Origin of the sequence: Enhydrobacter sp. (assembly GCA_025808875.1) — a bacterium.
Lineage (GTDB): Bacteria > Pseudomonadota > Alphaproteobacteria > Reyranellales > Reyranellaceae > Reyranella.
In genome coordinates this window covers 872,023-898,298 of the sequence record CP075528.1, presented here as the reverse complement: position 1 = coordinate 898,298, position 26,276 = coordinate 872,023, and the positions used below count along the sequence as shown (strand labels likewise).

General features: G+C 70.1%; 28 protein-coding genes. 6 read left to right on the top strand and 22 right to left on the bottom strand.

Annotated features, from left to right (window positions below):
- Positions 1–13: 13 nt before the first annotated feature.
- The gene (locus tag KIT25_04460) at positions 14–400 is read left to right on the top strand and encodes a cupin domain-containing protein (GenBank protein ID UYN96207.1); all 387 of its coding nucleotides are present in this window, start codon (positions 14–16) and stop codon (positions 398–400) included.
- A 13-nt stretch (positions 401–413) separates the two neighbouring features.
- Here KIT25_04460 and KIT25_04455 read toward each other — a convergent pair whose 3' ends face one another.
- Genes KIT25_04455 through KIT25_04440 form a run of 4 tightly spaced genes read right to left on the bottom strand, consistent with a single transcriptional unit; the run spans position 414 to position 2,809 of the window.
- Positions 414–800, bottom strand: a complete 387-nt coding sequence (locus KIT25_04455; protein UYN96206.1) for an MAPEG family protein — start codon at positions 798–800, stop codon at positions 414–416.
- Between the two features lie 11 nt (positions 801–811).
- The gene (gene upp, locus KIT25_04450; protein UYN96205.1) at positions 812–1,453 is read right to left on the bottom strand and encodes a uracil phosphoribosyltransferase; all 642 of its coding nucleotides are present in this window, start codon (positions 1,451–1,453) and stop codon (positions 812–814) included.
- 22 nt (positions 1,454–1,475) lie between these two features.
- A complete protein-coding gene (locus KIT25_04445; protein ID UYN96204.1) occupies positions 1,476–2,612 on the bottom strand; it encodes a URC4/urg3 family protein in 1,137 nt (378 codons plus the stop codon).
- On the bottom strand, positions 2,609–2,809 hold the full coding sequence (locus KIT25_04440) for a hypothetical protein (GenBank protein ID UYN96203.1): 201 nt from the start codon (positions 2,807–2,809) through the stop codon (positions 2,609–2,611). The genes KIT25_04445 and KIT25_04440 overlap by 4 nt, the downstream gene beginning before the upstream one ends.
- Positions 2,810–2,837: 28 nt before the next feature.
- On the opposite strand from KIT25_04440, the gene KIT25_04435 reads away from it, so the two are divergent.
- Positions 2,838–3,116: a hypothetical protein gene (locus tag KIT25_04435; protein UYN96202.1), complete on the top strand. Its 279-nt coding sequence runs from the start codon at positions 2,838–2,840 to the stop codon at positions 3,114–3,116.
- Here the strand turns inward: KIT25_04435 and KIT25_04430 are convergent, their stop codons facing one another.
- The gene (locus tag KIT25_04430; GenBank protein ID UYN96201.1) at positions 3,117–4,352 is read right to left on the bottom strand and encodes a GTP cyclohydrolase II; all 1,236 of its coding nucleotides are present in this window, start codon (positions 4,350–4,352) and stop codon (positions 3,117–3,119) included.
- Positions 4,353–4,611: 259 nt separating this feature from the next.
- Between KIT25_04430 and KIT25_04425 the strand changes: the two genes are divergently transcribed.
- The 3 genes from KIT25_04425 to KIT25_04415 all read left to right on the top strand — a co-directional run bounded on the left by KIT25_04425 (position 4,612) and on the right by KIT25_04415 (position 6,062).
- A complete protein-coding gene (locus KIT25_04425) occupies positions 4,612–5,046 on the top strand; it encodes a hypothetical protein (protein ID UYN96200.1) in 435 nt (144 codons plus the stop codon).
- Positions 5,047–5,065: 19 nt separating this feature from the next.
- The gene (locus KIT25_04420; GenBank protein UYN96199.1) at positions 5,066–5,509 is read left to right on the top strand and encodes a cupin domain-containing protein; all 444 of its coding nucleotides are present in this window, start codon (positions 5,066–5,068) and stop codon (positions 5,507–5,509) included.
- Between the two features lie 124 nt (positions 5,510–5,633).
- Positions 5,634–6,062 (top strand): hypothetical protein, encoded by a 429-nt coding sequence (locus KIT25_04415; GenBank protein ID UYN96198.1) that lies wholly within the window; start codon positions 5,634–5,636, stop codon positions 6,060–6,062.
- Between the two features lie 174 nt (positions 6,063–6,236).
- Here KIT25_04415 and KIT25_04410 read toward each other — a convergent pair whose 3' ends face one another.
- A complete protein-coding gene (locus KIT25_04410) occupies positions 6,237–6,932 on the bottom strand; it encodes a hypothetical protein (GenBank protein ID UYN96197.1) in 696 nt (231 codons plus the stop codon).
- A gap of 6 nt (positions 6,933–6,938) precedes the next feature.
- Between KIT25_04410 and KIT25_04405 the strand changes: the two genes are divergently transcribed.
- Positions 6,939–7,103 (top strand): hypothetical protein, encoded by a 165-nt coding sequence (locus tag KIT25_04405; protein UYN96196.1) that lies wholly within the window; start codon positions 6,939–6,941, stop codon positions 7,101–7,103.
- Between the two features lie 260 nt (positions 7,104–7,363).
- Here KIT25_04405 and KIT25_04400 read toward each other — a convergent pair whose 3' ends face one another.
- The 16 genes from KIT25_04400 to KIT25_04325 all read right to left on the bottom strand — a co-directional run bounded on the left by KIT25_04400 (position 7,364) and on the right by KIT25_04325 (position 26,272).
- Positions 7,364–8,182 carry a class I SAM-dependent methyltransferase gene (locus KIT25_04400; GenBank protein ID UYN96195.1) on the bottom strand — a complete coding sequence of 273 codons (819 nt, stop codon included), beginning with the start codon at positions 8,180–8,182 and terminating at the stop codon, positions 7,364–7,366.
- A 72-nt stretch (positions 8,183–8,254) separates the two neighbouring features.
- Positions 8,255–10,951, bottom strand: coding sequence for an AMP-binding protein (locus KIT25_04395; GenBank protein ID UYN96194.1), 2,697 nt, complete (start codon positions 10,949–10,951; stop codon positions 8,255–8,257).
- Complete coding sequence (locus KIT25_04390) at positions 10,944–11,615, bottom strand: hypothetical protein (GenBank protein UYN96193.1); 672 nt, start codon at positions 11,613–11,615, stop codon at positions 10,944–10,946. Before KIT25_04390 ends, KIT25_04395 begins: the two co-directional genes overlap by 8 nt.
- Complete coding sequence (locus KIT25_04385) at positions 11,612–12,355, bottom strand: ABC transporter ATP-binding protein (protein UYN96192.1); 744 nt, start codon at positions 12,353–12,355, stop codon at positions 11,612–11,614. The genes KIT25_04390 and KIT25_04385 overlap by 4 nt, the downstream gene beginning before the upstream one ends.
- Positions 12,336–13,712: a CoA-binding protein gene (locus tag KIT25_04380; GenBank protein ID UYN96191.1), complete on the bottom strand. Its 1,377-nt coding sequence runs from the start codon at positions 13,710–13,712 to the stop codon at positions 12,336–12,338. Before KIT25_04380 ends, KIT25_04385 begins: the two co-directional genes overlap by 20 nt.
- A 2-nt stretch (positions 13,713–13,714) precedes the next feature.
- Positions 13,715–14,419 (bottom strand): ABC transporter ATP-binding protein, encoded by a 705-nt coding sequence (locus KIT25_04375; GenBank protein UYN96190.1) that lies wholly within the window; start codon positions 14,417–14,419, stop codon positions 13,715–13,717.
- Complete coding sequence (locus KIT25_04370) at positions 14,419–15,384, bottom strand: branched-chain amino acid ABC transporter permease (protein ID UYN96189.1); 966 nt, start codon at positions 15,382–15,384, stop codon at positions 14,419–14,421. The genes KIT25_04375 and KIT25_04370 overlap by 1 nt, the downstream gene beginning before the upstream one ends.
- A gap of 8 nt (positions 15,385–15,392) precedes the next feature.
- Positions 15,393–16,274, bottom strand: a complete 882-nt coding sequence (locus KIT25_04365; GenBank protein UYN96188.1) for a branched-chain amino acid ABC transporter permease — start codon at positions 16,272–16,274, stop codon at positions 15,393–15,395.
- 22 nt (positions 16,275–16,296) lie between these two features.
- Positions 16,297–17,511: an amino acid ABC transporter substrate-binding protein gene (locus tag KIT25_04360; protein UYN96187.1), complete on the bottom strand. Its 1,215-nt coding sequence runs from the start codon at positions 17,509–17,511 to the stop codon at positions 16,297–16,299.
- Positions 17,512–17,989: 478 nt separating this feature from the next.
- Positions 17,990–19,627, bottom strand: a complete 1,638-nt coding sequence (locus tag KIT25_04355; protein UYN97815.1) for a response regulator — start codon at positions 19,625–19,627, stop codon at positions 17,990–17,992.
- 27 nt (positions 19,628–19,654) lie between these two features.
- The gene (locus tag KIT25_04350) at positions 19,655–21,142 is read right to left on the bottom strand and encodes a circadian clock protein KaiC (GenBank protein UYN96186.1); all 1,488 of its coding nucleotides are present in this window, start codon (positions 21,140–21,142) and stop codon (positions 19,655–19,657) included.
- 66 nt (positions 21,143–21,208) lie between these two features.
- A complete protein-coding gene (locus KIT25_04345) occupies positions 21,209–21,880 on the bottom strand; it encodes a creatininase family protein (GenBank protein ID UYN96185.1) in 672 nt (223 codons plus the stop codon).
- 13 nt (positions 21,881–21,893) lie between these two features.
- Positions 21,894–23,168: a hypothetical protein gene (locus KIT25_04340; GenBank protein UYN96184.1), complete on the bottom strand. Its 1,275-nt coding sequence runs from the start codon at positions 23,166–23,168 to the stop codon at positions 21,894–21,896.
- Positions 23,169–23,171: 3 nt separating this feature from the next.
- Positions 23,172–23,834: an aspartate/glutamate racemase family protein gene (locus tag KIT25_04335; GenBank protein ID UYN96183.1), complete on the bottom strand. Its 663-nt coding sequence runs from the start codon at positions 23,832–23,834 to the stop codon at positions 23,172–23,174.
- Positions 23,831–25,213: an amidase gene (locus KIT25_04330; GenBank protein UYN97814.1), complete on the bottom strand. Its 1,383-nt coding sequence runs from the start codon at positions 25,211–25,213 to the stop codon at positions 23,831–23,833. Before KIT25_04330 ends, KIT25_04335 begins: the two co-directional genes overlap by 4 nt.
- A gap of 15 nt (positions 25,214–25,228) precedes the next feature.
- The gene (locus KIT25_04325) at positions 25,229–26,272 is read right to left on the bottom strand and encodes an AbrB family transcriptional regulator (GenBank protein UYN96182.1); all 1,044 of its coding nucleotides are present in this window, start codon (positions 26,270–26,272) and stop codon (positions 25,229–25,231) included.
- Positions 26,273–26,276 lie beyond the last annotated feature (4 nt).

Below are 26,276 nucleotides of genomic sequence, written 5' to 3'. Positions count from 1 at the left end.
GAAAGGAGCCGCCATGCTCGCCAGTGACATCTCCACCGCCCTCGCCGGCCTGCCCGAGCTCGAGGTTACCGACGCCACGACCGGGGCCGAGGCGATGGCGGCGGTGCGCATCCTCGGCACGTTCAACCAGTGCATGGTCGGCGCCATCCGATTCTCCGGCCTGACGCCATGGGAGCGCCATCCCGACGACGAGCTGCTGCAGGTGCTCGACGGCGCGGTCGAGGTCACCGTGCTGCTCGACGACGGCCCCCACATGACGACGCTGTCGCCCGGCGCGGTCTTCGTCGTGCCGAAGGGCCGCTGGCATCGCCAGGAACCCAGGCCCGTCGTGTCGCTGCTGTTCATCACCTCGTCGAGCGGCAACGACACCTCGCGGAGCGAGGATCCCGGCCGCGACTGACGGAACGCCCGCGCTACAGCAGCTGCAGCGCGATCAGGATCATGCCGATCACCGACACGAACCACAGCACGGTGCGCAGCCAGGGCACGCCGATCAGGTAGACGATCGCATAGGCGAGCCGCGCCCAGAAGAAGATCGTGGCGCCCAGCGCCGTCGCGGCGTTGGCCTTGCCGGCGGCGGCGGCGATCAGCACCAGCGCGGCGAACAGCACCAGGTTCTCGACCATGTTCTGGTGCGCGCGCTTGGCGCGGCCGGCCGCACCGGCCAGTTCGCCCAGGCCCTCGCGGTTGCCAGCCAGCGTCGTGAGGCCGACCTGCTGGTTGGCGAGCGACGCCGCCGCCAGCATCTGGACGAAGCACAGAATCACCGAAAACAGCAGATATTCGAGATCGGGCGTCATGGCATTTCCCCCTATTTGGTGCCGAACAGGCGGTCGCCCGCGTCACCGAGGCCGGGCACAATATACCCGTGATCGTTGAGTTTCGCATCGACGGCGGCGGCGAACACCGGCACGTCGGGATGGACCTCGGCGAAGGCGCGTGCGCCCTGCTCGGAACCCAGGATGCAGATGAACTTGATCCGCTTCGCGCCGACCTCCTTCATGCGGTCGACCGCGGCGATCGCCGAATGCGCCGTCGCCAGCATGGGATCGCAGACGATGACGTCGCGGTCGGCGATGTCGGCCGGCATCTTGAAGTAGTACTCGACGGCCTGCAGCGTCTTGGGATCGCGGTACAGCCCGACATGACCGACCCTGGCGAGCGGCACCAGGTCGATGATGCCCTCGGCGAGGCCGAGGCCGGCGCGCAGGATCGGCACGACGACCAGCTTCTTGCCTTCGAGCAGCGGCGCCTCCATGCCCTCGATCGGCGTCTCGATGCGCGTCGTCACCAGCGGCAGGTCGCGCGTGGCGTCGTAGCCCAGCAGCAGGCCGATCTCGCGCAGCAGCCGGCGGAAATTGGCGCTCGACGTCTGCCTGTCGCGCAGCTTGGTGAGCTTGTGCTGCACCAGCGGGTGCGTCACGACGTGGATCGAATGCGGCAGTGACATCATTCTTCTCCCCCTCCGGATTTCCTCAGAACACCGTGCCGTCGCTCTCCACCCTGATCGGCGGACCGCCGTCCTCGCGGCGCTGGCTGGCGAGGATGCGGCCGGCGAACCAGGTGCCGGCCTCCAGCACCTTGACCAGCGGCAGGCGTTCGGCGTCGAGCCCGAGATGCAGCCGGACCTGCCGGGCGATGCGGTCGAGCAGGGCCACGGTGAGCGCGCGCCATTCGACGATCGGCTCGTCGCCCGGCGCGAAGATGTCGGTCAGCAGCGCCGACTGCTTGGGCCGGAGCGCGCCCGCATCGACCAGCAGCCCGCCGTTGCGATATTCCGGCAGGCCGGTCAGCGCATCGAGGGCGACGACCTCGAGCCCCGCGCCTTGCAGCGGCTCGACCAGCGAGTAGGACATCCATTGCGAGAGCTTGTGGAACGGCACGGCGCCGATCGCCGGGTGGTCCCACACGTCGCCGCGTGGGTTGGGCCAGATCGGGGAGAGATGGTCGAGGATCGCCGCCAGGATCGCCTCGGCCTTCACCGCGCCGCCGACGGCCAGGAGATTGAGCAGCGCGCCGGGCCGCGCGAGGCCGGTGTTGCCGAGCTTGCGCAGCAGCTCGGTGCGGCCCTCCAGCCCGAGCAGCGGATTGTGCGCCTTCACCTGGAAGCCCATGGCGATGTCGAGCGGTGTCAGCGCCGCCAACCGCCCGGCATCGACCCGCAAGGGATCGCTCTCGGGATCGGCGCTGAATGCGCCCGCCGCGAACATGTCCAGGCTCGCCACGCCCAGGCCTTCCGAGCGCGCGTAGGTGTCGCCCGTATCGGGCTCGCGATAGCTCCAGGCGGGACCGGCGCCGGCATCGAGCAGCACCGAGACCATGGCGAGATCGACGCGCCGGCGCGCCACCTCCTCGCGCGGCAGATGCGTGAGCCGCGCCGCCAGCGCCGCCCAGCGGTCGCGCCCGCCTGCCTCGAAATGTCGCCAGCGCGAATGAAACGGGATCCTGGCCGGGTTGGGAAAGCGCCGCCGCGTCACCTCGAGCGTCGCCTGAACCGCCGCTTCCAGCCCATTGGGATCGAGCGCGAACCAGGCCGAACGCCCGTCCTCGACGAACTTGAGGATCTCGCCCGCCTTGGCGCGCACGGCCGAAGCACTCATCAGCTCCTTCATCGTTGAACCGCCCGGCCGGCGCTGGGAAGATCGGTCGGCCCGAAGGAGACGTCGATGCTTCGCTGGATACTGCTCATCGTGCTGTTGTCGCTGCCCGCGATGGCCCAGTCGCAGCTCGTCGTCGCGCAGAAATAAGGCCTGCTCGGCACGTGGTCGTCCGACTGCGCCACGCCGCGCAGCCAGGGCAACTGGTACACGATCTGGTTCGCCGGCGCCGACGGCCAGTTGCGCCGCCGCTTCGATGGCGGCGCCGATGGCCTGTACGAGCATGCGCTGGAAGGCGCCGAGCCGTTGACGGCCGGCACGCTGCGCATCCGCACGCGCCACGACCGCACCAACTGGCGCGACCAGAACGGCCGGTGCACCGTTGAAACCCTGGAGTTCACCGCCCAGGGCATGCGCGTCGTGCAGTCCACGCTCGTCGACACCAACCAGGTCCTGATCCGCGACGGCGTGTTCACCAATGGCGGCAGTCCGGTGCCGTTCGCCCGCCGCTGCCCGTAGCTAGTCCTCGAGGCCACGGCCCTTGGCCTTGACGAGGTCGGCGACGAGCGGCTTGACCGGGCTGAAGTAGCCGGCGGCCTTCTTGGCATCCATCTCCACCAGCGCGTCCGCCGGGATCAGCTCGTCGGGGATTGGCACCTGCTCGACGATCTCGATGCCCTGCTCGCGCAAGGCGTCGCTCTTCATGTTGCTCATCGAGGCGAAGCGGTCGATGCGGGCGATGCCGAGCCAATGGAACACGTCGGGCATCAGCTCCTGGAAACGCATGTCCTGAACGCCCGCCACGCACTCCGTGCGATTGAAGTACTGTGCCGCCGAATCGCCTCCCGGCTGGCGCTTGCGCGCGTTGTAGACCAGGAACTTGGTGACCTCGCCCAGCGCGCGCCCTTCCTTGCGGTTGTAGACGACCACGCCGACCCCGCCCTGCTGCGCCATCTCGATGCAGATCTCGATGCCGTGCGCGAGGTAGGGCCGGCAGGTGCAGATGTCGGAGCCGAACACGTCGGAGCCGTTGCACTCGTCGTGGAGGCGACAGGCGATCCTCGTCTCCGCCTTGCCGAGCTTCGCCACGTCGCCGAAGAAATAGACCGTCGAGCCGCCGATCGGCGGCAGGAACAGTTCGAGGTCGGGCCGCGTTACCAGTTCGGTGTACATGCCGCCCGTCTGCTCGAACAGCACGCGCCGCAGCTCGCTCTCCTTGACGCCAAAACGCTCGGCGATGCCCGGCAGCCACCACACCGGCTCGACCGCCGCCTTGGTGACCCTGACGTCGCCCGACGAGGAGAGGATGTCGTTGTCGGGCCTGAGCCGCCCGGCCGCGATCGCGTCCCTGGTCTCGGGCAGGCCGACATGCGCCTTGGTGACGGCGATGGTCGGGCGGATGTCCCAACCGGCCGCCAGCTTGTCGGCAAAGACATCGGCGACCATGTGGCCCCACGGATCGAGCGACACGATCTTCTTCGCATCGAACCAGCTCTCGAACGGGCCAATCGGCTCGGCCGGCGCGGTATTGGTGAAATCCGGCCGATGGTCGCGCTTCAGCTCCTGGGCGGCGATGGCGAGCGCGCGATAGACGCCGTAGCTGCCCGAATGCACGCCGATGGCGTTGCGCCGGGCCGGATCGGCCACTGTGCCGACGACGGGACCCCTCTGCTGCGGATCGCGCGCACCCCAGATCACCGGGGGAGCCATGCGGCCGCCCTGCGAGGGGTGGGTATTCAAACGGATATGCGCCATGTGCTTTCCAGGTGCCAAAAGGCGGGAAAGCGAGGCATTCTAGGCCCCGTGTATTGAGAAGAAAAGCCAAGATCGCGCGTTGATTCTCGGTATCTCGTTGTCCCGAGCATGGCGGACGCGGTCGAAGGGCTTCTCTTGAAGGCCCGCGCACGCGAAGGGCCCTTGAGCTGCACCGACGGGGCGACGTCAGGAGGAGGAATATCATGCCGGACCGCGTTGTCGCCGCATGAGCCCCATGGGTCGACCGGCATTGGCCTTGATGTTCGTCCTGATCGCTGCGGATGCGCGCGCCGAGTCGATCGCGGTGGTGCTGAGGAGTTATGGCGTGCTGGGAACCTGGGCGATGAATTGCGCCGAGCGGCCCAGTGAACTCAACTGGCACGGCACCTACTATGTCCTGCCGGACGGCCGCGCGCGCCTCGGACTGGACCGGGGTGGAGACCAGCCCCCGCTCGAAGACGCCGTCGACAGCGCGGAACGACTGACGACCACGACGTTGCGGATACGACTTCGCAACGATCATCCAAACTACGGCACCTCTGCCGTCGCGCACATAGACATAGTCGCCGAAGTGTCGCGTGGCCGCTTCCGCACGCTGAGTTCCGTCACCAGCAGTGGCGTTCAGTACATCAAGGAAGGCAGACTGACGGAAAGTGGCACGCCGTCTCCGACGATGCGGCGCTGCGGCAACTGAATTGCAAGGAGGCCTCCCGATGCCCGACGACCTGTTCCCCACCACCAAGGAAGCCGCCGGCAAGCAGGCGGTCGAGAAAGCGAGCAAGGGCGAGCTGCCGATCGTCAACTATCTCGGCCCCGACTCCTTCAAGCCGGACGGGCTGCGGCCGTTCTTCGAATACCGCAAGCTCGGCATCGAGGCGCTGACCGACGGCAGGGTGGGCGCGCACGTCATTCGCGCCGTGCCCGGCAAGCACGCCGACGCGCCGCGCCACACCCACACGCTCGACTTCCAGTTCGTCTACGTGCTGAAGGGCTGGGCGATCTTCGACTACGAGGGCTATGGCGAGCACAAACTGGTCGCCGGCTCGACCGTCTACCAGCCGCCCGGAATCAAGCACAAGGAGATCGCCCATTCGGACGATTTCGAGGTGCTCGAGATCACCATGCCGGCGGATTTCGCGACCGACGCGGTGGAGTGAGGTGATGATGAATCCTCATCCTGAGGAGGGCGCGCAGCGCCCGTCTCGAAGGATGGGAACGAGTATCTTTTCTGCTGCCCATCCTTCGAGACGCGGCCTTCGGCCGCTCCGCAGGATGAGGAAGATGGGACGCTCGCTGCTGCTCCTGCTGGCGGCGCTCGCCGCGGCGGAGGCGATGGCGGCCCAGCCGGTGCCGACGCCCAGGCCGATCCACTTCGCGACCGGCTCGGCGCGCGGCTGGGTCGGCGGCCACGTCGAGCGCGGCAACCCCGATCTCTTCTCGCTCGAGGCCGAGGAGGGCCAATTCCTGACCGTGCGGCTGACGGCGCCCAACGGCAACGCCACGTTCCGCATCCACCCGCCCGACACCGCCCTCGGCCGCGGCGCCGACGGTGCCCTCACGTTCGGCGGCGAGGCGCTGTACGACGGCACCACGCCCGGCGTCGACGCCACGCGCTGGACCGGCAAGCTGCCGGCGTCCGGCATCTACCTGATCGTGATCGAAAGCACGCGCGGCCGGGCCCGCTACAGCATGGACGTGCGGCTGGAGTGAGCGGGGCCCACTTTTCTCGAACGCGATCTTGTTAGGGGCATATCCGGCCTCAGCCCCTACCGAAATGCCCACCGAATATGGATTCTTCCCGGCGACCTTGAGCGACGTCCTCTTGCGGCGCGGGAGGATCGGCCCGGCAGCCTCGGCATCGCGCGCTGAGCGGTGGCCGGCCGGTCACCGCCGCAAGTCGCCGATCCCCAGGTCGTCCCACATCCAGCCGATGTCGTAGCCGGCCATCGGCGAATCCGCCGCCTGCCGCGCATTTCCGTTCTCGAGGAGCTTGAGCCATTCGACCAGTTTCTCGCGGCCCTTCTTCGTCCTCGCGGCCCGGCGCAGGCTCACATTGCCGAGCATCGGCACCGGCTGGTCGAGCAGTCCGCGATAGTGGCGGTCGATAGCGGACTGGACGAGCGCGCGCTCTTCCGCCGGCGGCAGACCGGACGACGGGAGGGCGGCCGGCTTCTCGTCCGCCGGCCGGGACGCCATCATCTCCGTCACCGTTCTCGTCTCCACGGCCGGCTCGCCGACGAACGCCTCGACGATGGGTTCGAGCAGCGCCCGTCCCTTCTGAGCGCGCTGCGGCGAGTTGGCCTCCAACTCGAGCGTGTCGGCCATCAGCTCGACGTGGCCCATCGACACCGAACCGTCCGCAAAAGTCGAAGAGAAGGTCTGAACGCCCGCAGGCACCGCCGCGGCCGTTCCCTGCGCGGCAGGCACGTGCCAGTTCCAGACGCCGTCGTCCGCCCGGTCGAAGCCCGGAATGGCCGTCAAGGCGCGTTCGAGTGCCGCGCGGTCGCAGCCCTTCTTCAGAGGATAGCGCACCGTCGTGAACGCGATCCCGTCGCCGTCGCTGTTGCGCAGCTCGGGCAACCTCGGATGGAGCGTGCGTTCGAGGAAATCGTCGAGCCAGCCGGTGGACAGGACCGGCCCTGTCCCCCGCGCAGTCAGTTGCACGGGATCGTCGTCGAGGCGGTCCTGTCCGGCGAGGAGTGGGTCGTGCCGAACGCCACCGGCATGTTTCCCTCGGCGAGAACCGCATAGCCCGCAGGGCACATGGCCTGCGCGCGCCGCTGACACCCGGCCGGCTCGTTGCAGGCGATGGCAATCGCCTGTCGGCCATCGTGCCAGGAAACCATCGACGCCGTCGAACCGGTCTTCGGATCCGGACCGGGCGTCGTCAGGGGTTCGCTGCAGGCCAGACCGAGGAAGGCAACCGCTCCGGCTCCCGACGGGCGGCCTTGACCCAGGTCAAGACGGGCGGCGTCCTCGCGCGTTGTTCCCCGGCATCGCGCAATAGACATTCAAACCCTCGCCGCCGTCACCACCATGCGCTGGCCGTCACGCAGGATCGGATGGCCGGCGCGCGCCGCGTCGAGGCGGCGGCCGATCTCCGCGCGTGCGCGATCGCGCAGGTCGTCCGGCAGATGGCCGAGGAAGTTGCCGAACGAGCTCGCCTCGGAGAAGCGGATGGCGGCGGCGGCATCGTCGAAGTGCTGCTCCACAGGCTCGAGCGCGATTTCGATCGCGCCGAAACCCGCCTCCTCGAGCAGCGCGCGCGTCTCGTCGGGACCGATCCGGAACAGCGCGTCGCCGCGCCGGCCGGGATGCGCCGCGAACGGCGGCTCGGCCAGCACCTGGTTGCGGATGCGCTGCAGCAGGGTCGGCGGCGCGGGCGGCCGGGTCGAGAGGCCGAGGCGTCCGCCCGGCCGCAGCACGCGGGCGAACTCGGCGAGCGGCCGGCGCTTGTCGGGCAGCCAGTGGAACACCGCGTTGAGCAGCACGACGTCGAAGCTCGCCGGCGCCAGCGCGGCGAGATCGTTGGCGTCGCCGACCTCGAAGGCGAGGTTGGCCGGTGGGTCCTGGCCGAGGCGTTGCCGCGCCAGCTCGATGCGCGCGACGAGAGGATCGATGCCGAGCACGCGGCCGCGCGGGCCGACCAGCCCCGCGACGTGGCCGGCGAGCTGGCCGGTGCCGCAGCCGACATCGAGCACCTGTCCGCCGTCGGCGACGGCGAGCGCCATCACCAGCCGCTTGCCCGATTCGAACTGGCGCGCCGCGCTCACCTGCTCGTAGTCGCGGGCGAGCCGGTCGCTGTCGTGGGCGAAGGAGGGTCCGGCCATGGCGGCAGTGTAGGGCCTCGCGACGCGCTGGACATCGCCCATCCAAGGGTAGTTGCTTTTCCGCCACCCGCGTCAGTCGATCAGCGCGGCGATGCGCTCGCGAAGGGCCGCACCGGCCTCGCCGGTCAGCATGGTCGAATGGTCGCCAGGTACGGCCACGATCGTGAGCCGTCCAGTGCGTGCGCCCCAGCCGAGATCTTCGGGCGTGCCGGGCCGCGGCACCTGCGAGCGGAACAGCACGACCGGCAGGTCGGCGCGCGCGCGGCCGCCGGCATCGAACCATCGCGCGCGCAGGTCGCTGAACAGCCGCACGGTCGATTGCAGCCGCGCGACGAAGGCAAGCCCGCGCGGCAGCGGCAGCCGGCTGATGGCGGCGGCGCGGACCAGCCTTCGTCCGAGCGGACGGGCGAAGAAGCGCGCCGACAGCAGAACCTGCACAAGGCGCGGCCAGTCGCGCCGCCGCAGGCCGCGCAGCCAGCGCGCCACGGCATCGCCGGGACGGCGCGGCGCGACGGCGGCGACGGGCACGCCGTCGTAGTCGATGCCGGTCGTGTCGGTGTCGAGGGCGATCACGAAGCGCACGTCGCGGCCGCGCCCGGCAAGCTGCCGCGCCGCCTCCCAGGCGACGTGGCCACCGTCGGAATAGCCGATCAGCAGCAGCGGCCCGGTGGGCCGCAAGCGCTCGACCTGGCCCGCGGTATGGGCGGCGATCGTCTCGAAAGTAGTCGTCTCGTCCGCGAGCGTGGCGAGGTCCGGATAGGCGACCTGCCGGACCGCAAAGCGCTGCAGGCAGAGCGCACGGAACTCGGCGAGGAAGACGTCGCCGCCGCCGGCTGGCGGAAAGAGAAAGAGCACGGGCCGATCCGAGGCCGGCATCTCCTCGTCGGAGGCGCGGCAGAGATCGAGCTCCCGGGCGAGCTCGGCGCCCGTCTTGTCGAGCGCGAAACGTTCGATCGGCAAGGCACGGCCGGCGAGCCGTTCGAGCTCGAAGACGAAATGCAGCAACCGCAGCGAGTCTCCACCGGCCTCCTCGAAACGGCGTCCGGGCCGCGGCGGCCGACCGATGGCCCAGCGCCACGCCGCGTCGACCATCTCGACCGCGCGCCGGCTGGCACCCGGCGAAACCTCGGCGTCGGCGCCGGCGGCGGCAACGTCGCGCCCTCCTCCGGCGAGCGCCAGCAGCGCCTCCTCGTCGACCTTGCGCCCCGGCAGCAGCGGCAATTCCGGCAGCAGCCGGATCGCCGACGGCCGCATGTAGCCCGGAAGGGTGGCGGCAAGATGCGCACGCACCGCTTCGGCCAAGTCGTGCGATACGCCGGGCTCGGCGACGACGAACGCCAGCAGACGCGCCTCACCCTCGCCGCGGCGTGCGACCACCGCGGCCTCGGCGACGCCCGGCACGCGCCGGATCCCCGTTTCGATCTCGGCCAGTTCGACCCGGTTGCCGAGCACCTTCACCTGGCGGTCGCGCCGGCCGAGCGTCACGAACAGCCCGTCGGACCGCCAGCGCACGAGATCGCCGGTACGATAGACCGGCATGTCGCTGCCGGCCGGATCGGCCTCGAACGGGCCGGGGTGCAGCGCGCCCGTCCGCCAGATGCCGGCCGACATGAACCGGCTGCGCACGACCAGTTCGCCGGCCTCGCCACGCGACACGGGATGTCCGTCTTCGGCGAGTACGGCGAAATCGAAGCCGTCGAGCGCGTAGCCCGCGGGCACGCGCGCCGCGTCCACCGGCGCATCGTCCGGGACGAACCACTGAATCAGCGCCGGTGCCTCGGTGGCGCCGTAGACGGAGAGGATCCTGCAGCCCGCCGGCAACACCGCGCGCATGCGCTCGAGATCGATCGCCAGCAGCGCGTCGCCCGATGTCTGGACACAGCGCAGGCTGGCCAGAGCCCGGCGCGCCTCGGCCAGGCGGCTGACGCTGCGCCACACCGCGGGCGTGGAGAACATCATGGTCAGCCGCCGCTGCTCGATGGCGCGCATGACCGCGCCCAGCCCGAGCTGCTGCAGGTCGAGCTTCACCAGGCTGGCGCCCGACAACATGACCTCGAAGATCTGCTGCAGTCCGCCGATCGTGCTGGGCGAGGCGAGCGAGAGCACCCTGTCTTCGGGCGCGAGATGGACTGCGTTGACCAGTTCCAGCGCTCGATGCAGCACGGCGCGCTGCGACAGCGCGATGCCCTTGGGCCGGCCGGTGCTGCCGGAGGTGTAGACCACGAAGGCCGGGTCGCCGGCGCCGAGTCGACCCGCCGCCGGCCCACGATCGGCGACCAGCCCGTCGCCCGCCAGGGCCGGATCGATGGCGATCACACCCGTTCCGGCAGGCAGCAGGAGGCCACCATCGATGTCGCCCTGTCGTACGATCGCCGCGCCGAGGCCGGCGTCATGCACGATGGCGCCGACGCGCTCCGGCGGATGATGGCGATCGATCATGACGCAGGTGCGCCCCGCCGCGAGGCAGGCGAGAACGGCCACGGGATAGGCCGCCTCGTTGGGCAGAAGAACACCGACCGCCTGGCCCGGCGGTACCCGCGCCTCGATCTCGGCGGCGAGATGGCGGCAGGCGCGCCAGATCTCGCCGAAAGTCAGTCGGCCGGTGCCGTCCTCGCAGGCGACGCGGTCGGCGAAGGCCTCGGCAGCCGCGGCGAAGAGTTCGATCCCCGGCCGCTCCACCCACGTCGCGTCGAAGGGGCGGAACGGCGTGGCGGGCCCGTCGAGATCGAGCGGCATCGCCGGCGGACGGAGCCACGTCCACTCAGGCATCGATCCGCTCCGCGCGGAACAGCGGTTCGACGAAGCCCCGCCGCGCCACGATCCACGGCACGGAGCGGCCGCGGCGCGTCAGATGGATCACGCGGCCGCATTCGCGCCAGCCCAGCGTCGCCAGTCCGCCGTGACTGCCGGCGCGGTCGAGGTTGGCGAGCGTGAAGGCGCGCCGCACGCCGCGCGAGCGCGCGTGCTCGAGCATGGCGTGAAGCACGAAGGCATGGAGGCCGCGGCCGCGGAAGGCCGGCGGCGTCAGCGCATCGGTCGTATAGGCCTCGCCCTCGCGCAGCCGGATGGGATGGCCCGGCACGGCATCGCCCCAGCCGAAGCACACCCAATTGAGGTGCGCGATCTCGCCGCCATGCATGGCGATGAAGCAGCGCTCCCCGCGGCGCAGCCGGTCGAGATAGGCGGATCGCCCCGACTCGCGTCGGCCGCGCTCGTCGCGTCCCTCACCGAGGAACAGCCACGGATCCTCGGCGTAGTGCGCGCAGACGAGGTCGAGATCGGCCTCGCCCGCCTGGCGCAGCGTCACCTCGAGCGATGGTACCGGGGCCGGCAGCGGCTGCTCGAGCGGGCGTTCGAGCAGGATGTCGCATTCGAGCGTCCCGAGCGGCGCCGCGAGCCGTTTCGCCGCCGGCCACCAGCGCATGCGCTTCATGGCACGCTCTGTCCGCGCGGCACGCCGAAATAGGCCGACAGCGCGCGCCGGTCGGCGAGGACGGAGGACACCGGCCCCTCGGCGATCTTGGCCCCGCGATCGATCACGACGACACGGTCGGCGAGGCCGGCGATGGCGCGCACGATGTGCTCGATCAACAACACGGCGATCCCGCGCCGGCGCAGGGCGCGCACCAGTTCGATGCCGCGCTCGAGCTCGGCGGTGTTGAGTCCCGACAGGACCTCGTCGAGCAGGATGAGACGCGGCCGCGCCGCCAGCACGCGCGCGATCTCGAGCAGCCGACGCTGCGCCGCATTGAGTTGCTCGGCCGGCATCGCTGCCTGAGGCGTCAGCCCGACGAACGCCAGGGCTTCGTCGGCGCTGAGCGCCGCCTCGCGCAGCCGCGTGCGCCGCCCGTCCGCGCTGCCGAACGTCGCGCCGAGCACGGCGCATTCGCGCGTCGTCAGGCCGAGGAAGGGTTGCACCGTCTGGAAGGTGCGCGCCAGGCCGAGCGCCGCGATGCGATGCGGGCCGAGCCGGGTCACGTCGCGCCCGCCGAAGCGCACGCGGCCGGAATCGGCGCGCAACGCACCGGAGACGACCCCGACGAGCGTCGACTTGCCGGCGCCGTTGGGTCCGACGAGTCCGACGATCTCGCCCTCGTCGACCGCGAACGAAAGTGCGTCGAGCGCGCGGACGCCGCCGAAGGTCACGCAGACGTCAGTCACCTCGAGAAGCACGCGCTCCCCTCCATATGACGGCAGCCGCATCCGCGGTCTCACGGGTCGATCGGTAGCACGGGATGCCGGCGGTCTGCAGGGTCGACATGGCGGCAAGGTCGCAGTCCCGCGAGCCCCAATAGGCGATCAGCGGCAGGCGGCGCAGCTGCGGTGCCGACCGTGCCAGCGCCGCGGCCAGGTCCGGCACGGTGGTCGGCACGTCGGTGATCGACACGATCGCCATGTCGGCCTCGCCCGAGGCAGCGATGTCGGCCAGGATCGCCGGATAGAGGCGCGGATAGTCCCGCCACACCGGCGTCAGGTCGACCGGGTTGCCGGTCGCCGCATAGGGCGGCAGCCGTGCGGCGAGCGTCCGCGCGAGAGGCGCCGAGAAGGCCGGCACGACGAGGCCGCGCTCGCTGGCAAGATCGCTCAGTTCCGTCCCGATGCCGCCGGTTCCCGTCACCACGGCCAACCGGTTTCCCGTCACCGGCGGCGCCGACAGCAGCGCCTTGGCCGCGTGCAGCAGGTCGAGACCGGTATCGACTTCCAGCACCGACCGGGGAAGCGCCACCCGCAATGCGGCGGGTGCGGGCGCGATGCCGAGATGCGCCTGCGAGGCCCGCCGGCCGGCCGCACTCTTGCCGAGCAGGCAGAGCAGGGTCGGCTTGCGCTCGTTGGCGCGGGCAAGCGCTGCGGCGAACGCGGCCGGGTCTCGTGCCGATTCGATGTACGCGCCGATCACCGCCGTGTCCTCGTCCTGCGTCAGGTGATCGAGAAGTTCGGCCGCGCCGATGTCGGCGCTGTTGCCGACGTCGCAGAAGCGTGCGACCGGGAGCCCGTTGTCGGCGGCGTACATCGCCGCGGCCATGCCGAAGCCGCCGCTTTGGGTGACGAGTCCCAGACCACGCGAGCGGGCGGGCGTCAGCAGCGGAATGATCGAGGCGTTCAGCCGGGTCGTGCCGTTGAACAGGCCGACCGAATTGGGGCCGACCAATCGCGCGCCGATGGCGCGGGCGGCGGCGGCGAGCCGCGCCTGCAGGGCCGGCCCGTCACCTCCGACCTCGCCGAAGCCGCTGGGAATCGCCGCCACGAAGGCTAGTCTTCCGGCTGGGCAGCGCTCGAGTTCGTCGACGAGCGCCGCGCCCGGCGCCAACGCCACAGCCAGGTCGACCGGTTGCGGCAAGTCGGCCAGCGAGGGGATGGCCGCGCGGCCGGCAATCTGTCGGTGCGCCGGGTTCACGGGAAACAGCGCTCCGTCGAAGGTCGCCGCCAGCCGCGCCACGACCTGGCCGCCGAGCTTTGCCGTATCGGCCGACGCACCGACGACGGCAATCGAACGCGGCGAGAAGAGGCGCGAGAAGTCGGCGACGGCCACGATCAGTGCCCCAGGAACAGGCGGTCGAGATCGGGATTGTTGCGCAGCTCGCGCGCCGCCCCGGCGAGCGCCACTCGGCCATCGCGCAACACATAGGCGCGGTCGGCATGGGCGAGGGCAAGATCGACGTTCTGCTCGACTATCATCAAGGCCGTTCCCGCGCGCCGAACCTCGGACAGCGCCGCGAACAGCCGTTCGACCACCAGCGGCGCGAGGCCGAGCGAAACCTCGTCGATCAGCAATATCCGGGGTTCCGACATCATCGCGCGGCCGATCGCGCACATCTGCTGTTCTCCGCCGCTCAGCGTACCCGCTATCTGGCCGGCGCGCGCCGCCAGTTCGGGAAAAAGGTCGAAGATCCGTGCCATACTTCGCTGCCGCCGCGCCGGATCGCGCACGGTGTGAGCGCCGGCGAGCAGATTTTCCCGCACCGACATGCCGGCGAACAGTCGCCGCCCCTCGGGCACCAGCGCCAGCCCTCCATGCACCCGTCCTTCCGCCGGCATGCCGCGCACGTCCGCTCCGTCGAGCGCCACCTCCCCCTCCATGGTGGCGACGATGCCGGCAATCGCCCCAAGCAACGTCGTCTTGCCCGCGCCGACGGGTCCGAGAACCGCAACCCACTCCTGCCGGCCCACCGCGAGATCGACGTTCCGCAGGACGCGCAGCGAGCCGTAGCCGGCCGCCAGGGCGCGGACCTCGAGCATCAGGAGGCTTCCCGGCGCCACAGTCGCATGAGCCGCAGCCGATCGAGGACGAAGGCCTGCAGGCCGTTGGGCAGCACCAGCACGACGAACATGATCGCCGCCCCCAGCACCAGAAGATGGACCTTGAGAAGATGGCTCCACGCCAGCGTTGTGATCGTCTCGATCAGGGCCGCCCCCACGAACGGGCCGAAGACGGTGCCCGCACCGCCCAGGAGGAACATCACGAAGGCCTTCACCGAAATGCTCATGTCGAACACCAGGGTCGGCTCGATGAAGCCGACCCAGCGTGCATAGAGGCCGCCGGCCACCGCGGTCATCGCCGCGCTCATGATCCATGTCGCGGTCTTGACCCGCAGCGCGTCGACGCCGGCCGACGCGGCGGCTTCCTCGTTGGCGCGGATCGCCCGGCACGCCAGGCCGAAGCGACTGTCCCGCAGCGCCACGACGACGGCGAGGCTCGCGGCGAACAGAAGGACGAAGCGGAAATAGGACGCATGCGCGATCGCGGCCGCATCGCCCTGTGCCAGGGGCAGCGACATGCCGGTGCCGCCGCCGGTAAGCCCGGTCAGGTTGGCGACGACCGCCGAAGTCGCCTCGTTGAGGCCGAGTGTGGCGATCGCGAAATAGTGCCCGCGCAATCTGAGCAGTAGCGGGCCCATCAGCAGCGCGAGCACCGCGGCGGCCAGGGCGCCCGCGAGCAGGCCGACCGCGAGCGATTGGCCGTGGGAGGCCATGGAGATCGTCGTGCCGTAGGCGCCGATGCCGAAGAACACCACGTTGCCGAATGCCGGGTAGCCCAGCATGCCCGCCATCAGGTTGATGCCCTGCGCGACGACGGCGAGCATCAGGGCACCGGTCGCGATGCGCAGCCAGTAGAGCGACAGGAACTGCGGCAGGACGGCGAGAACCGCCACCAGCGCGGCGGCCAGGACGAGCGTTCTGACGGTCGGTGAAGCCCAGTTCACGGCGGCCCTCACATCTTGACCTCGGCGAAGAACCGTTTTCCGAGGAGGCCCTGCCGTCGCACGATGAGGACCAGCAGCAGCAGGCCGAAGCCGACGGCGTCGCGGTAGCCCGAATCCAGGAACAGGGAGGCGAGGTTCTCGACGATGCCGAGGAGCATGCCGCCGGCGATGGCGCCGGGAACGCTGCCCAGTCCGCCCAGGATCACCACGACGAACGACTTCATCGTGTAGATCTCGCCGGACACGGGGGAGAACGAATAGGTCGTGGCGATCAGCGCGCCCGTGATTCCCGCGATCGCACCGCCGATGGCGAAGGTGATCGCATAGGTCCGCTGGATGTCGATCCCGGAGAGCCGCGCGGCAAGGGGATCGAAGCTGGTGGCCTTGATGGCGTTGCCCACCCGCGAGTGATTGAGCAGCACGTGCAGCGCCAGGGTCATTCCCAGGGCCATCATGAAGACCACGCCACGTCCCACCGGCAGGGTGAGCCCGAAGAAGGAAAACGTCGCGCTGCCGAACGTCTGCGGCAGCGAGCGCACATCGGCGGAAAAGGCGAGAAGGTTGACATTGATCAGGACCATGTTGAGCCCGAAGGTGAAGATCAGCGTCATGAAGATCGAGATCCTGACCAGGCGGTTGATGAGCAGCCGCTGCAGGAAATAGGCGAAGACGAAGAGCGCCAACCCGGCGAAGGGCCACGAGACCAGGGGGGAGAGGCCGAGCTGGGTGGCGAGCAGCCAGGTCACATAGGCCCCCAGCATGATCATGCTGCCGTAGGCCAGGTTGATCAGGTTCATGACGCCCCAGACGATGGAAAATCCCATAGCCATGCAGGCATAGAGGCCGCCCAGCAGGATTCCGTTGAGGACGACCTGCGCGATCAACTCCATCGTCGCGACCCGCCGTCGCCGACTAGGGTGCGAGGCGGAGCTTCGCCTCGGCGGCGTCGAGCGGATAGACCACCACGGGCTTGCCGTTCTGGATCTGCACGACCGACATCGACTTGGCGACGTTCTGGCCGTTGGCGTTGAAGCGGATGGGCCCGTATGCCGTCATGATGTCCGTCGCGGCGACGGCATCGCGCACTTTCTGGGGATCGAGGCTGCCTGCCTTCTGGAAGGCGTGATAGTAGACTTCCAGGGCCGCCGTCGACTGCGGCGGATGATAGTCCGGCGCGTGGCCGTACTGCTTCTGGAACAGGTCGGCATATTCCCGCGCCGTCCAGCCGAACAGACTGTCCTTCCACGGCATGCCGGGCGTCCATTGGACCGGCTCGAGCATGTTCTCGGCGTCGGAGCCGAGGGCGCGGATGAACCCGGGCAGTGTCGGCCCCAACAGGAACCCGACCAGCCTGGGCTTCAGTCCGACCTGCTTAATCTGCCGCGCCAGCAGGATCATGTCGTCGGTGTATCCGCCGGCGATGACGAGATCCGGTCTCGTCGCCTTCATCTTCTCCAGTTCGGAGGAGAGGTCCTTGGTGCCCGACGCATACTTCTCCTTGAACACGACCTCCAGGCCGAACTCCTTGGCCTGTTGCGCGGCGCCGTCGATGCCGAGCTGGGGAAACAGCTGATTCTCGTTGATCAGGGCCACCCGCTTGAGGGGTGGAGTCTGCTCGGACGAGAGTTTGACGATGTTGCGCGTGTAGTGGTCGACCGAGTTGAGAACGCCGAACGTGTACTTGTAGCCGCGATTGTAGATCGTCGTGGCCGCCCCGTGCGCGACCACCATGGGAAGCTTGTGTTGCTCGACCACGGTGCTGACGGCGATGGTCGCGGAGCTGCCGTAGGGCCCGAGGAGGAACTTGACGCCATCCTCGGAGATCAGCTTCTCGTAGAGCTTGACCGAGGTGTTGGTGTTGCTCTCGTCGTCGTAGTAGACGATCGACACCTTGTAGGTCTTGCCGCCGACCGGGATCCCGCCTCGATCGTTGATGTGCTTGACGAAGAAGTCGTAGCCCTCGCGGACCAGCTTTCCTTCCGTGGCCAGGCGGCCGCTGAGCGACAGGGCGGCGCCAAACCGGATCGTCTCCTGTGCCGCTGCGGTTCCGCCCATCGACCACGCGATGCATGCCATCGCGATCGCGCCGATCGACCGGTGCGTCGCCGTTGTTCCCATCCTGAACATGTCGCCCCTTCCCTCGCGCATCACCCGGTGCGCTTGAATCGATTCTCTACCGCATTCGTTCCGTGAATCGCATCGAATCAAATTGCAGCAGCGCCTCCGGTGACCGCTTCTTGCAGTGTCGCCGCAGCCTGTGATGCTTGCCCGATTCGAGTTGGCGCGCCGCGCTCACATGCTCGTGGCCGTGGGCGAAGGAGGGTCCAGCCCATGGCGGCAGCGTAGAGCCTCGCAACGGGCTGGACAGCCTTGTCTGGAAATCGTATAATTAGTGTACGTATATTTATTCAATCGCGGACGGAGGAGGTGAACGCCAGAGGCAAGAAGGTCACCGGGGAATTTCCGCCAGTGTGCCAGACCCTCCAACGCCGGAAAATTTGGTCCAAAACGCACGGTTTGCGAAACTCTTGTACAGTTTCTGCAGTTCCTGCAGTTTCTGCAGCGGGGTGCCGCCCTTCACGTCACGGGCGCGCCGCCGCCCGCGTCAGTCGATCAGTGCGGCGATGCGCTCGGCGAGCTGGCTCTGCACGTAGGGCTTGGTGAGTCGCGGCAGATCGAGCGCGACACCGCCGGACGGCAGGTCGGCGTAGCCGGTGGCGAGCAGGATCGGCAGGCCGGGCCGCAGCCGGCGCGCCTCCTCGGCGAGCTGCGCGCCGGTCATGCCGGGCATGGCGTAGTCGGTGATCAGGAGGTCGACGGCGCGGTCGCTCCTCAGCACCTCGAGCGCGCGCGCGCCCGAGTTGGCCTGGATCACGGTGTGGCCGAGATCCTCGAGAAGCGCCACGGTGCTAAGGCTGATCAGGAAATCGTCGTCGACGAAGAGCAGGGTGGCGCGGCCGCCGCTCGCCGCCGTCGTCTGCGCGGCCGGCCCCGCCGCGACCGGCTGCCCGGCGGCGACCGGCAGCAGCAACTCGGCGCGCGTGCCCTCGCCCGGCCGGCTGGAGAGTCTCAGCGCGCCGTCGAGCTGCACGGCGAGGCCGTGGATCATCGACAGGCCGAGACCGGTGCCCTTGCCGATCTCCTTGGTCGAGAAGAACGGCTCGATGGCGCGGCGCAGGGTCTCGCCGTCCATGCCGGTGCCCGTGTCGACGACGGCGAGCCGCAGATAGGCGCCCGATGCGAGGTCGGGCGCCGTCGGCTCCTCGACGAGGTCGAGCGCGACGGTGAGCGTGCCGCCGTCGGGCATGGCGTCGCGCGCATTGACCGCGAGATTGAGCAGCGCCAGCTCGATCTGGTTGTCGTCGGCGTGCGCCGCCGGCAGGCCGTCGGGCAGGTCGAGGCGGATCTCGATGCGGGGCCCCACCGAGCGGCGCAGCAGCTCGTCCATGCCGCGCACCAGGGCGGTGAGGTCGACCGGCCTCGGCTCGAGCGCCTGGCGGCGGGCGAAGGCGAGCAGGCGCTGGGTGAGCGCGGCGCCGCGCTGGGCGCCCTGCACGGCGCCGTCGACCAGGCGGTCGGCGACGGGGTCGGACGGCAGGCGCTTGCGCAGCAGCTCGAGGTTGCCCAGCACGGCGGTGAGCAAATTGTTGAAGTCGTGCGCCACGCCGCCGGTGAGCTGGCCGATCGATTCGAGCTTCTGCATGTGGCGCAGTTGGTCCTCGGTGCGCTCGCGTTCGGCGATCTCGGCGAGCAGCTCGTCGTGGGCGTGCTGGAGCTGGCTGGTGCGCTCGGCGACGCGGCGCTCGAGCTGGTCGGCGAGCAGGCGCAGCCGCTCGAGCAGGTCGCGGGCCTGGTGCTGGCGGCGGCGGCCCTTGATCGCCGCGCGCGCCACCGACAGCAGGGTCGTGGGATGGAACGGCCGCTCGATGAACGAGACGTTGCCGAGCGCATCGAGCCAACGCGCGGCGATCGGGTTGCGCTCCGGCCCGCCACCATGGTCGGTGACCAGGATCACCGGCAGGTCCGACCAGGCGGGCTGCGCGGCAATCCAGTCGGCGAGCGGCCGCAGGTCGGCGGTGCGCACCGCCTCCTCGGTCACCATCACGCAGGCGACGTCGTCGCCCAGCGCCGGCACCAGCTCCTGCAGTGAGCGGCAGTCGCGGCTCGCCACGCCGGCGCGGGCCAGCAGGTCGCGCGCGATCGCGGCGTCGCGCCCGCGCGGTGCCAGGATCAGGGCGTGCAGGTCGGACGCGGACGGGGGCTCGTCCACTCAGCCGCCGTCGCGCGCCGGCGCCGCTCGGCCGGCGTCGCTCAGCACCGGCACGCCGCGCAGCACGCCCTGGAACTCGGCCAGCGGCTCGCCGATATGCAGGCCGCCGTCGATCCAGAACTCGCGGATCGTGTCTTCGTGCCGGCCGGTGCGCTTCTTGATGACCGAGATGGCGCGGCGCACCGAGCCATGCGCCTCGAAGTAGCGCAGCAGGATCACCGAATCGGCGAGGAAGGTGACCTCGACCGGCGTGCGCATGTCGCCGATCAGGCCGTGGCTGGCTACGGTGAGGAAGGTCGAGGCGCCCTGGCGGTTGAGGTACTGCAGCAGCTCGTGCATGTGCAGGATCAGCGATTGCTCGTGCGGCATCGACGCCTGGTAGCCGTTGAGGCTGTCGATCACGACGGTCTTGGCCTGCGAGGCGGCGACGGCATCGCGCACGCGGTGGGCGAACTCGCCGGGCGACAGCTCGGCGGCGTCGAGCTGGCTGAGGCGCAGCCGGCCGCTCGCCTGCATCGCCTCGAGGTCGTAGCCGAGCGGCTTGACCCGGTCGATCAGCAGGCCGAGCTCCTCGTCGAAGATGAACATGGCGGCGGTCTCGCCGCGGCGCACTGCCTCGGCGACGAACTGCAGGGTGAGCAGGCTCTTGCCCGCGCCGGCCGGGCCCAGCAGCAGCGTGCTCGAACCCGCCTCGATGCCGCCCCCCAGCAGCGCGTCGAAGCTCGACAGGCCCGAGCCGACCCGGTGTCGCGCGACCCGATGGCGATGCTCGGCGGCGACCAGGCGCGGGAAGACGTGAGCGCCGTCGCCGCGGATGGCGAAGTCGTGGTAGCCGCCGCGGAACGACTGCGAGCGGTACTTGACGACCCTCAGCCGGCGGCGCTCGGCACCGTAGTCGGGCGACATCTCCTCGAGCCGGACGACTCCCGACGCGACCGAATGCACGGTCTTGTCGTTGCTGTCGGCGGTGAGGTCGTCGAGCATCAGCACGGTGGCACCATGGCGCGCGAAATAGTGCTTGAGCGCCAGCACCTGGCGGCGGTAGCGCAGCGAGTTCTGCGCGAGCAGCCGGATCTCCGACAGCGAATCGATGACGACCCGCATGGCCTTCGACCTCTCGAACTGGCCGAAGATCAGCCGCGTGGTCTCGCCGAGCTCGAGGTCGGAGGAATAGAGCAGGCTCTGCTGCTGGTCGTCGTCGAGCAGGCTCTCGGGCGGGATGACCTCGAAGACGTCGATGCCCGCGAGATCCCAGCCGAACGCGGTGGCGCTGCGGCGCAGCTCCGGCTCGGTCTCCGACAGGGTGATGTAGAGGCCGCGTTCGCCCGCGCGGGCGCCTTCGACGAGGAATCGCATCGCCATGGTGGTCTTGCCCGTGCCGGGCGCCCCTTCCAGCAGGAAGAGGCGTCCGACCGCGAGACCGCCCAGCAGGATGTCGTCGAGCCCGGGAACCCCCGTCGCGGCTCTCTCGAATGTGGAAGTGTTCACGTCAGCCGTCCCGTGGGGGACAGAACGCCGGGACCAAATCAGGGTTCCGGCCCGGCGCCGTGCGCCTTACCCGGCCATTTTGTTGCCCAGATCCGGCCAGCGAGACCGGAGGGCGGCCACTATGTCGTCGACCCGGGCAGCCAGCAGGCGCTCGCCCTTGAAGGCGGTGGCGCGGGTCGGGTCGCCGGTCGCGCCCGACGCGGCGAACGCGCCGGCCGGCGCAAGCTTGTCCAGGCGCACGCCACGCGGATCGAGCGCCAGCATCACCGAGGTCTCGCGTTCGTCGGCGTGGCCGCCCTCCTTCGCCTCGATCAGGGCGTCGGCGCTCCGGCCGAGCAGGCGCATGTGCAGCGCCAGCACGTCCTCGAGCTCGTCGATCGGCTTCTCGGTCGAGACGCCGGTGTTGAGGATGGCGATGCGGCGCACGCCGTGCGTGCGCAGGTTCGCGATAAGCTCGCGCATCAGCGCGGCGAAGGTCGCGGCCGAAAGATGCTGGCTGCCGGCGAAGGCGGTGAAGGCGGGATAGAAGCCGAAGCCGACGACGGGGGCGGCGATCACCGGCAGGCGCTCGATCAGCTTCTGCGCGAGCGCGCGGGCCGTGAGCGCGTCGGTCTTGAGGGCCAAGTGCGCGCCGTGCGCCTTGGCGGCCGCGCCGACCGGCACGATCACGACCGGATCGGCGTCGAACCGCGCCTTCGCCTCCGGCCAGGTCAGATCCTCGAGCCAGGCGCCTTTCATGATCCGATCGACATCAGGTTTCCCACGGCAGCCTGATCCGCAGATTGGGCCGCGTGCCGAAGACGATCTGCCGGCGCAGCGCGGCGAGCGGCGCCGTCTCGTCGAACGCCACGCGCTCGCCGTGGAGCGCCACGCCGAGTTCGCGCCACAGCGCGTCGAGATCGACCGGCGTGCCGCGCGCGACGTGACGATCGAGCAGATGGCGCAGCCCGACCGTGCCGGTGGCGCCCTCGCAGGCCTCGGCATAGTCCTCGAGGCCCGTGCGACGGTCCGCGGTAAGGCCCGCGCGCAACGCACCGACCAGGCAATCCTCGAGGCCGAGCCGGCCGCCGGTCTCGCGCCTGAGCGCCAGATCGGCCATCAGCATGAAGATCGCGCCGCCCCAGTAGTTCTGCTGGCCCGAGGCATGTTGCAGGCCCGAAGCGAAGGCCGACACGCCGCGCGGCATGTGCTCCATCCACTCGCGCCACACCTCCTCCTCGGTCTTCCAGCCGGCGCGGGCGCGGACGATCGGCTCGATGTAGGTCGCCGCCCCTTCCATGAACCAGGTGGCGCGGCCGCGAATGAACGGCATGCCGGTGTGGACCAGCTCGTGCGTCAGCACCCAGTCGTCGAACAGGCGGCGCGGATCGACCTCGCGGCCGACCTCGACCATGATCGTCGCGCCGCCGCCGGGCACGGTGCGGCCGTAGCCGACGGCGCGCCGGGTCGCGCTCGGCACCAGGCCGATCAACATGCTGGGCGCCGTGAAGCCCCGCCACCAGTTGACCTGCGCCTCGGCGGTGCGGCGCACCCAGTCGACGAGAGCGGCGCGCGCTCGCTCGGGCATGCCGTCGAGGATGGCGAGATGCAGCACGCCACGGTCGGTCGGCAGCTCGCTGAGATCGAAGCGGCCGATCGCGGTGTAGCCGGCGAAGCGCATGCCCGTGCCGGCCAGCCGCGAGGCGTCGCCGACCCGGGGCAGCCCGGCGGCGAAGGCCATGCCGGTCGGAGTCTTCACCCTGATGTCGATGGTCGGCGGCGCGGCGTAGCCCTCGGGCGCGCGCAGCCAGCTGCCGAGCGTGGCAAGCACGCTGTGCCCACGCAGGATCAGTTCGCGCGACGGCGGCAGGTCGGGCAGGTCGACGCGATAGCGTTGCGGCTCGCCGATGCCGCAGCGCTGGCGGACGTCGAGCACCAGGGCAGGCGACACCTCGACATCGACGGTGCAGTCGGGCACGTCCTGGGCACCGGCCGGCGACGCCGCGGCCGCCAGCAGGAGCAGGAACGCGAGAAGGCGAAGAGGCATCGGTCAGGCCGCTCCCCGGTGCAGGTCACGCAGAAGGTCGAGCACGTCATACACCTTTGTCCCGAGCGCCGCCTCCAGCGCCGGCCGATACGGCGGCAGGTTGGTGCACTCCAGCACGATCGCCTCGATCCCGGGATGGCGCGCCAGCAAGGCCCGCCCCGCCTCGACCGTCTCGCGCTCGACGGCGGCGCGGTCGAGCGTCTCGCCATTGCGCAGGAAGGTGGCGGCAAACGCGCCGTCCGACGGCAGGCCGACGACCGGCGTATCGGCGGGGGCGTCGACGGCCGCGAAGTGGGCCGGCGTCAGGTTCGCGGCCGACGCGGTGATCACGCCGACGCGGCTCCCCTTCAGGCGGGCGATCCAGAGCAAGGCGGACGTCGCCACCGGAACGGGCGCGAGCGCCGCGAGCTCCTTCTGGTAGAGCGCGAGAAAGCCGCAGCTCGAGCCGATCCCGGCCGCGCCCGCCGCCGCCAGCGCCTCGGCGTTGGCCTGCAGCGCCGCCAGCACGCGCGGCCGGTCGGGATGCGCCGCCACCGCGTCGGCCGGGCCGATGCCCCGCATCGTGCGGTAGATCACCGGAACGTCGAATGAAAGGGGATTGCCGACATCGCCCTCGATGCGCGGGAAGCGCGTATCGAGCATCAGGATGCCGAGCGGCCTCGTCACTTCGGCGGATCCGGCCACTTCTTCTGCGGGGCCCGCGCGGTCTCGAACCAGCGCGAGAGGCGCATGACGCCGAGATCGTCGAAGCGGCGGCCGGCGATCTGCAGGCCGATCGGCTTGCCCTCCGTTGTGTAACCGCAATTGATCGAAGCCGCCGGCTGCTCGCTCATGTTGTAGGGCAGGGTGAAGCCGATATGGTCCATCGCGCGATCGACGTCGTTCGACGGCATCTCCCATTCGGCCGGGAAAGTCGGCACCGGAGACGTCGGCGACAGCACGAAGTCGAAGGGCTGCGTCGCCTTCGCCGACGCCGCGCGGATGGCCATGTAGTTGTTCACGGCGCGGATGACGACGCGGCCCGACTTGTCAGCGCCGCCGCGACACCAGTCGGCGATGAAGGGCAGCACCCTGGCCTGTTGCTCGTGGCTGAGCGCCGCGAAGTCGTTCCAGCTCCTCGCGCGCCAGAAGAGGTCCTGCAGCGCCAGCATCTCGCGCGTCATGAAGGGCGCGAGCGGCTCGACCCTGGCGCCGGCGTCGGCGAAGAGTTTCGCCGCGGCCTCGATCGCCGACCTGGTCTCCGGCTCGACCGGCATGCCACAGCCGGCATCGAGATGCAGGCCGATGCGCAGCCCCCTGGGCTCGAGCGGTCCCGCGCTCCAGTCGATATCCTGCGGCGGCAGGCCCATGTGGTCGCGCTGGTCGGGCTGGCTCACCACGCTCATCAGCAGGCAGGCATCGGCAACGGTGCGGGTGAGCGGCCCGATGGCGCGACCGAAGTACGGCGGGTCGACGGGCACCCGGCCGAGGCTCGGCTTGAGGCCGAAGACGCCGTTCCAGCAGGCCGGCAGTCGCACCGAGCCGCCGATGTCGGTGCCGAGATGCAGGGGGCCGTAGCCGGCCGCCGCGGCGGCCCCCGCCCCCGCGCTCGAGCCGCCGGGGTTCCAGGCGAGGTTCCAGGGATTGCGCGTCAGCGAATGAAAGGAGCTGCGCCCCGACGACAGCATGCCCCAGTCGGGCATGGTCGTCTTGGCGAGGATGATCGCTCCCGCCTCGCGGACCCGCGCCGAGGCGGGCGCGTCGTCGGCCGCCGGCGTCAGCACCGTCGCCGCCGTGCCGAGCGGCACCGGCACCCCCCGGGTCGCGATGTTCTCCTTGATGGTAATCGGCACGCCGTCGAGCGGGCCCATCGGCGCGCCGGCGCGCCAGCGCTTCGCCGATTCGGCGGCGGCCCTGCGCGCGCCTCCGAAGTCGGGCGCGTAGAGCGCCTTCAGCCTCGGCTCCCAGGAGTCGATATGCCCGACGACGGCGTCGATCGCCTCGACCGGTGAGAGCTTCTTGCCCTTGTAGGCGGCGAGCAGCTGGCCCGCGCTCATGTCGTGGATGTTCATCGGGCCAGCCTATAGCCGCGTTCGTTGCGCGACAAATCTCGTGAGGGCGGGTGCGAGAAAGAGGACGGCGATCAGCCGGACAGTCTGCATTGCCATTACGAAGGAAACGTCGACATCGGTCGAGGAGGCGATGATGGCGACAGCATCGACGCCGCCGGGGCTGGTGGCGAGGTAGGCGGTCAGGGGATCGACGTCGGCGACGACCACCAGCAGGGCGGCCACGCCGGCGCACAGCGCGATCATGACGGCGATACCGGCCAGGATGGCAGGCAGCGCGCGAATCGCATGGAGCAGCAACGGACGCGTGAAGCGCAGGCCGACGTTCCAGCCCACCACGGCGAAGCTGGCCGCCAGCAGCCACGGCGGCAGCTCGATCCGGAACGGACCGAAATGCCCGAGCAGCACCGCCCCCACCATGGGCACCAGCATGGCGCCCGCCGGGAGACGCAGCCGGCTCGCCACGAACGGCCCGACCGTGCAGAGGGCGAGCGTGCCGGCGAGGGCCGGCCAATCGACCGGCGGGAACCAGACGATGGCCTCGGTTGCCGGGACGGGCCCGGCGTCGAACAGCCGGGCCACGAGGGCCGCGACACCGGCCACCATCACGACCCGCAGGTACTGCATGAAGGCGACCAGCCGCATGTCGGCGCCGTAATCCTCCGACATGATAGTCATCACCGAGGCCGCGCCCGGGCTGGTGCCCCACAGCGCGGTCGTCCCGGGCAGGACGCGCAGCCGGGTCATGCCCCAGCCCAGCAGCGTGCTGACCGCGACGACCGACAGCACGCCGATCGTGAACAGGAACCAGTGGCCGAGGATGTCGCCGGCGATCGACAGCGGCACCGCCTTGGCGATCATGCAGCCGACCACCCCCTGCGCCACGACGAAGGGGCTGAGGGGCAGGCGGACCTTGGCGCCGCCCACGGTGACGACGATGGCGGCCAGCAACGGCCCGAGCAGCAGCGACGCCGGCGCCTGCAGCCACAGCAGCAGGGCACCCAGGCCGGCGGAAAGGACGAGGAGCGCTGCCCAGTCGCGGACCTGAAGCGCCATAGCC

What these genes read in the sequence shown, in the direction of transcription:
- KIT25_04460 (UYN96207.1), top strand. Translation starts at nt 14, where the DNA reads ATGCTCGCCAGTGACATCTCCACCGCCCTCGCCGGCCTGCCCGAGCTC.
- KIT25_04455 (UYN96206.1), bottom strand. Translation starts at nt 800, where the DNA reads ATGACGCCCGATCTCGAATATCTGCTGTTTTCGGTGATTCTGTGCTTC.
- upp (UYN96205.1), bottom strand. Translation starts at nt 1,453, where the DNA reads ATGATGTCACTGCCGCATTCGATCCACGTCGTGACGCACCCGCTGGTG.
- KIT25_04445 (UYN96204.1), bottom strand. Translation starts at nt 2,612, where the DNA reads ATGAAGGAGCTGATGAGTGCTTCGGCCGTGCGCGCCAAGGCGGGCGAG.
- KIT25_04430 (UYN96201.1), bottom strand. Translation starts at nt 4,352, where the DNA reads ATGGCGCATATCCGTTTGAATACCCACCCCTCGCAGGGCGGCCGCATG.
- KIT25_04425 (UYN96200.1), top strand. Translation starts at nt 4,612, where the DNA reads ATGTTCGTCCTGATCGCTGCGGATGCGCGCGCCGAGTCGATCGCGGTG.
- KIT25_04420 (UYN96199.1), top strand. Translation starts at nt 5,066, where the DNA reads ATGCCCGACGACCTGTTCCCCACCACCAAGGAAGCCGCCGGCAAGCAG.
- KIT25_04415 (UYN96198.1), top strand. Translation starts at nt 5,634, where the DNA reads ATGGGACGCTCGCTGCTGCTCCTGCTGGCGGCGCTCGCCGCGGCGGAG.
- KIT25_04405 (UYN96196.1), top strand. Translation starts at nt 6,939, where the DNA reads ATGGAGCGTGCGTTCGAGGAAATCGTCGAGCCAGCCGGTGGACAGGAC.
- KIT25_04400 (UYN96195.1), bottom strand. Translation starts at nt 8,182, where the DNA reads ATGGCCGGACCCTCCTTCGCCCACGACAGCGACCGGCTCGCCCGCGAC.
- KIT25_04395 (UYN96194.1), bottom strand. Translation starts at nt 10,951, where the DNA reads ATGCCTGAGTGGACGTGGCTCCGTCCGCCGGCGATGCCGCTCGATCTC.
- KIT25_04390 (UYN96193.1), bottom strand. Translation starts at nt 11,615, where the DNA reads ATGAAGCGCATGCGCTGGTGGCCGGCGGCGAAACGGCTCGCGGCGCCG.
- KIT25_04375 (UYN96190.1), bottom strand. Translation starts at nt 14,419, where the DNA reads ATGCTCGAGGTCCGCGCCCTGGCGGCCGGCTACGGCTCGCTGCGCGTC.
- KIT25_04365 (UYN96188.1), bottom strand. Translation starts at nt 16,274, where the DNA reads ATGGAGTTGATCGCGCAGGTCGTCCTCAACGGAATCCTGCTGGGCGGC.
- KIT25_04360 (UYN96187.1), bottom strand. Translation starts at nt 17,511, where the DNA reads ATGTTCAGGATGGGAACAACGGCGACGCACCGGTCGATCGGCGCGATC.
- KIT25_04345 (UYN96185.1), bottom strand. Translation starts at nt 21,880, where the DNA reads ATGAAAGGCGCCTGGCTCGAGGATCTGACCTGGCCGGAGGCGAAGGCG.
- KIT25_04340 (UYN96184.1), bottom strand. Translation starts at nt 23,168, where the DNA reads ATGCCTCTTCGCCTTCTCGCGTTCCTGCTCCTGCTGGCGGCCGCGGCG.
- KIT25_04325 (UYN96182.1), bottom strand. Translation starts at nt 26,272, where the DNA reads ATGGCGCTTCAGGTCCGCGACTGGGCAGCGCTCCTCGTCCTTTCCGCC.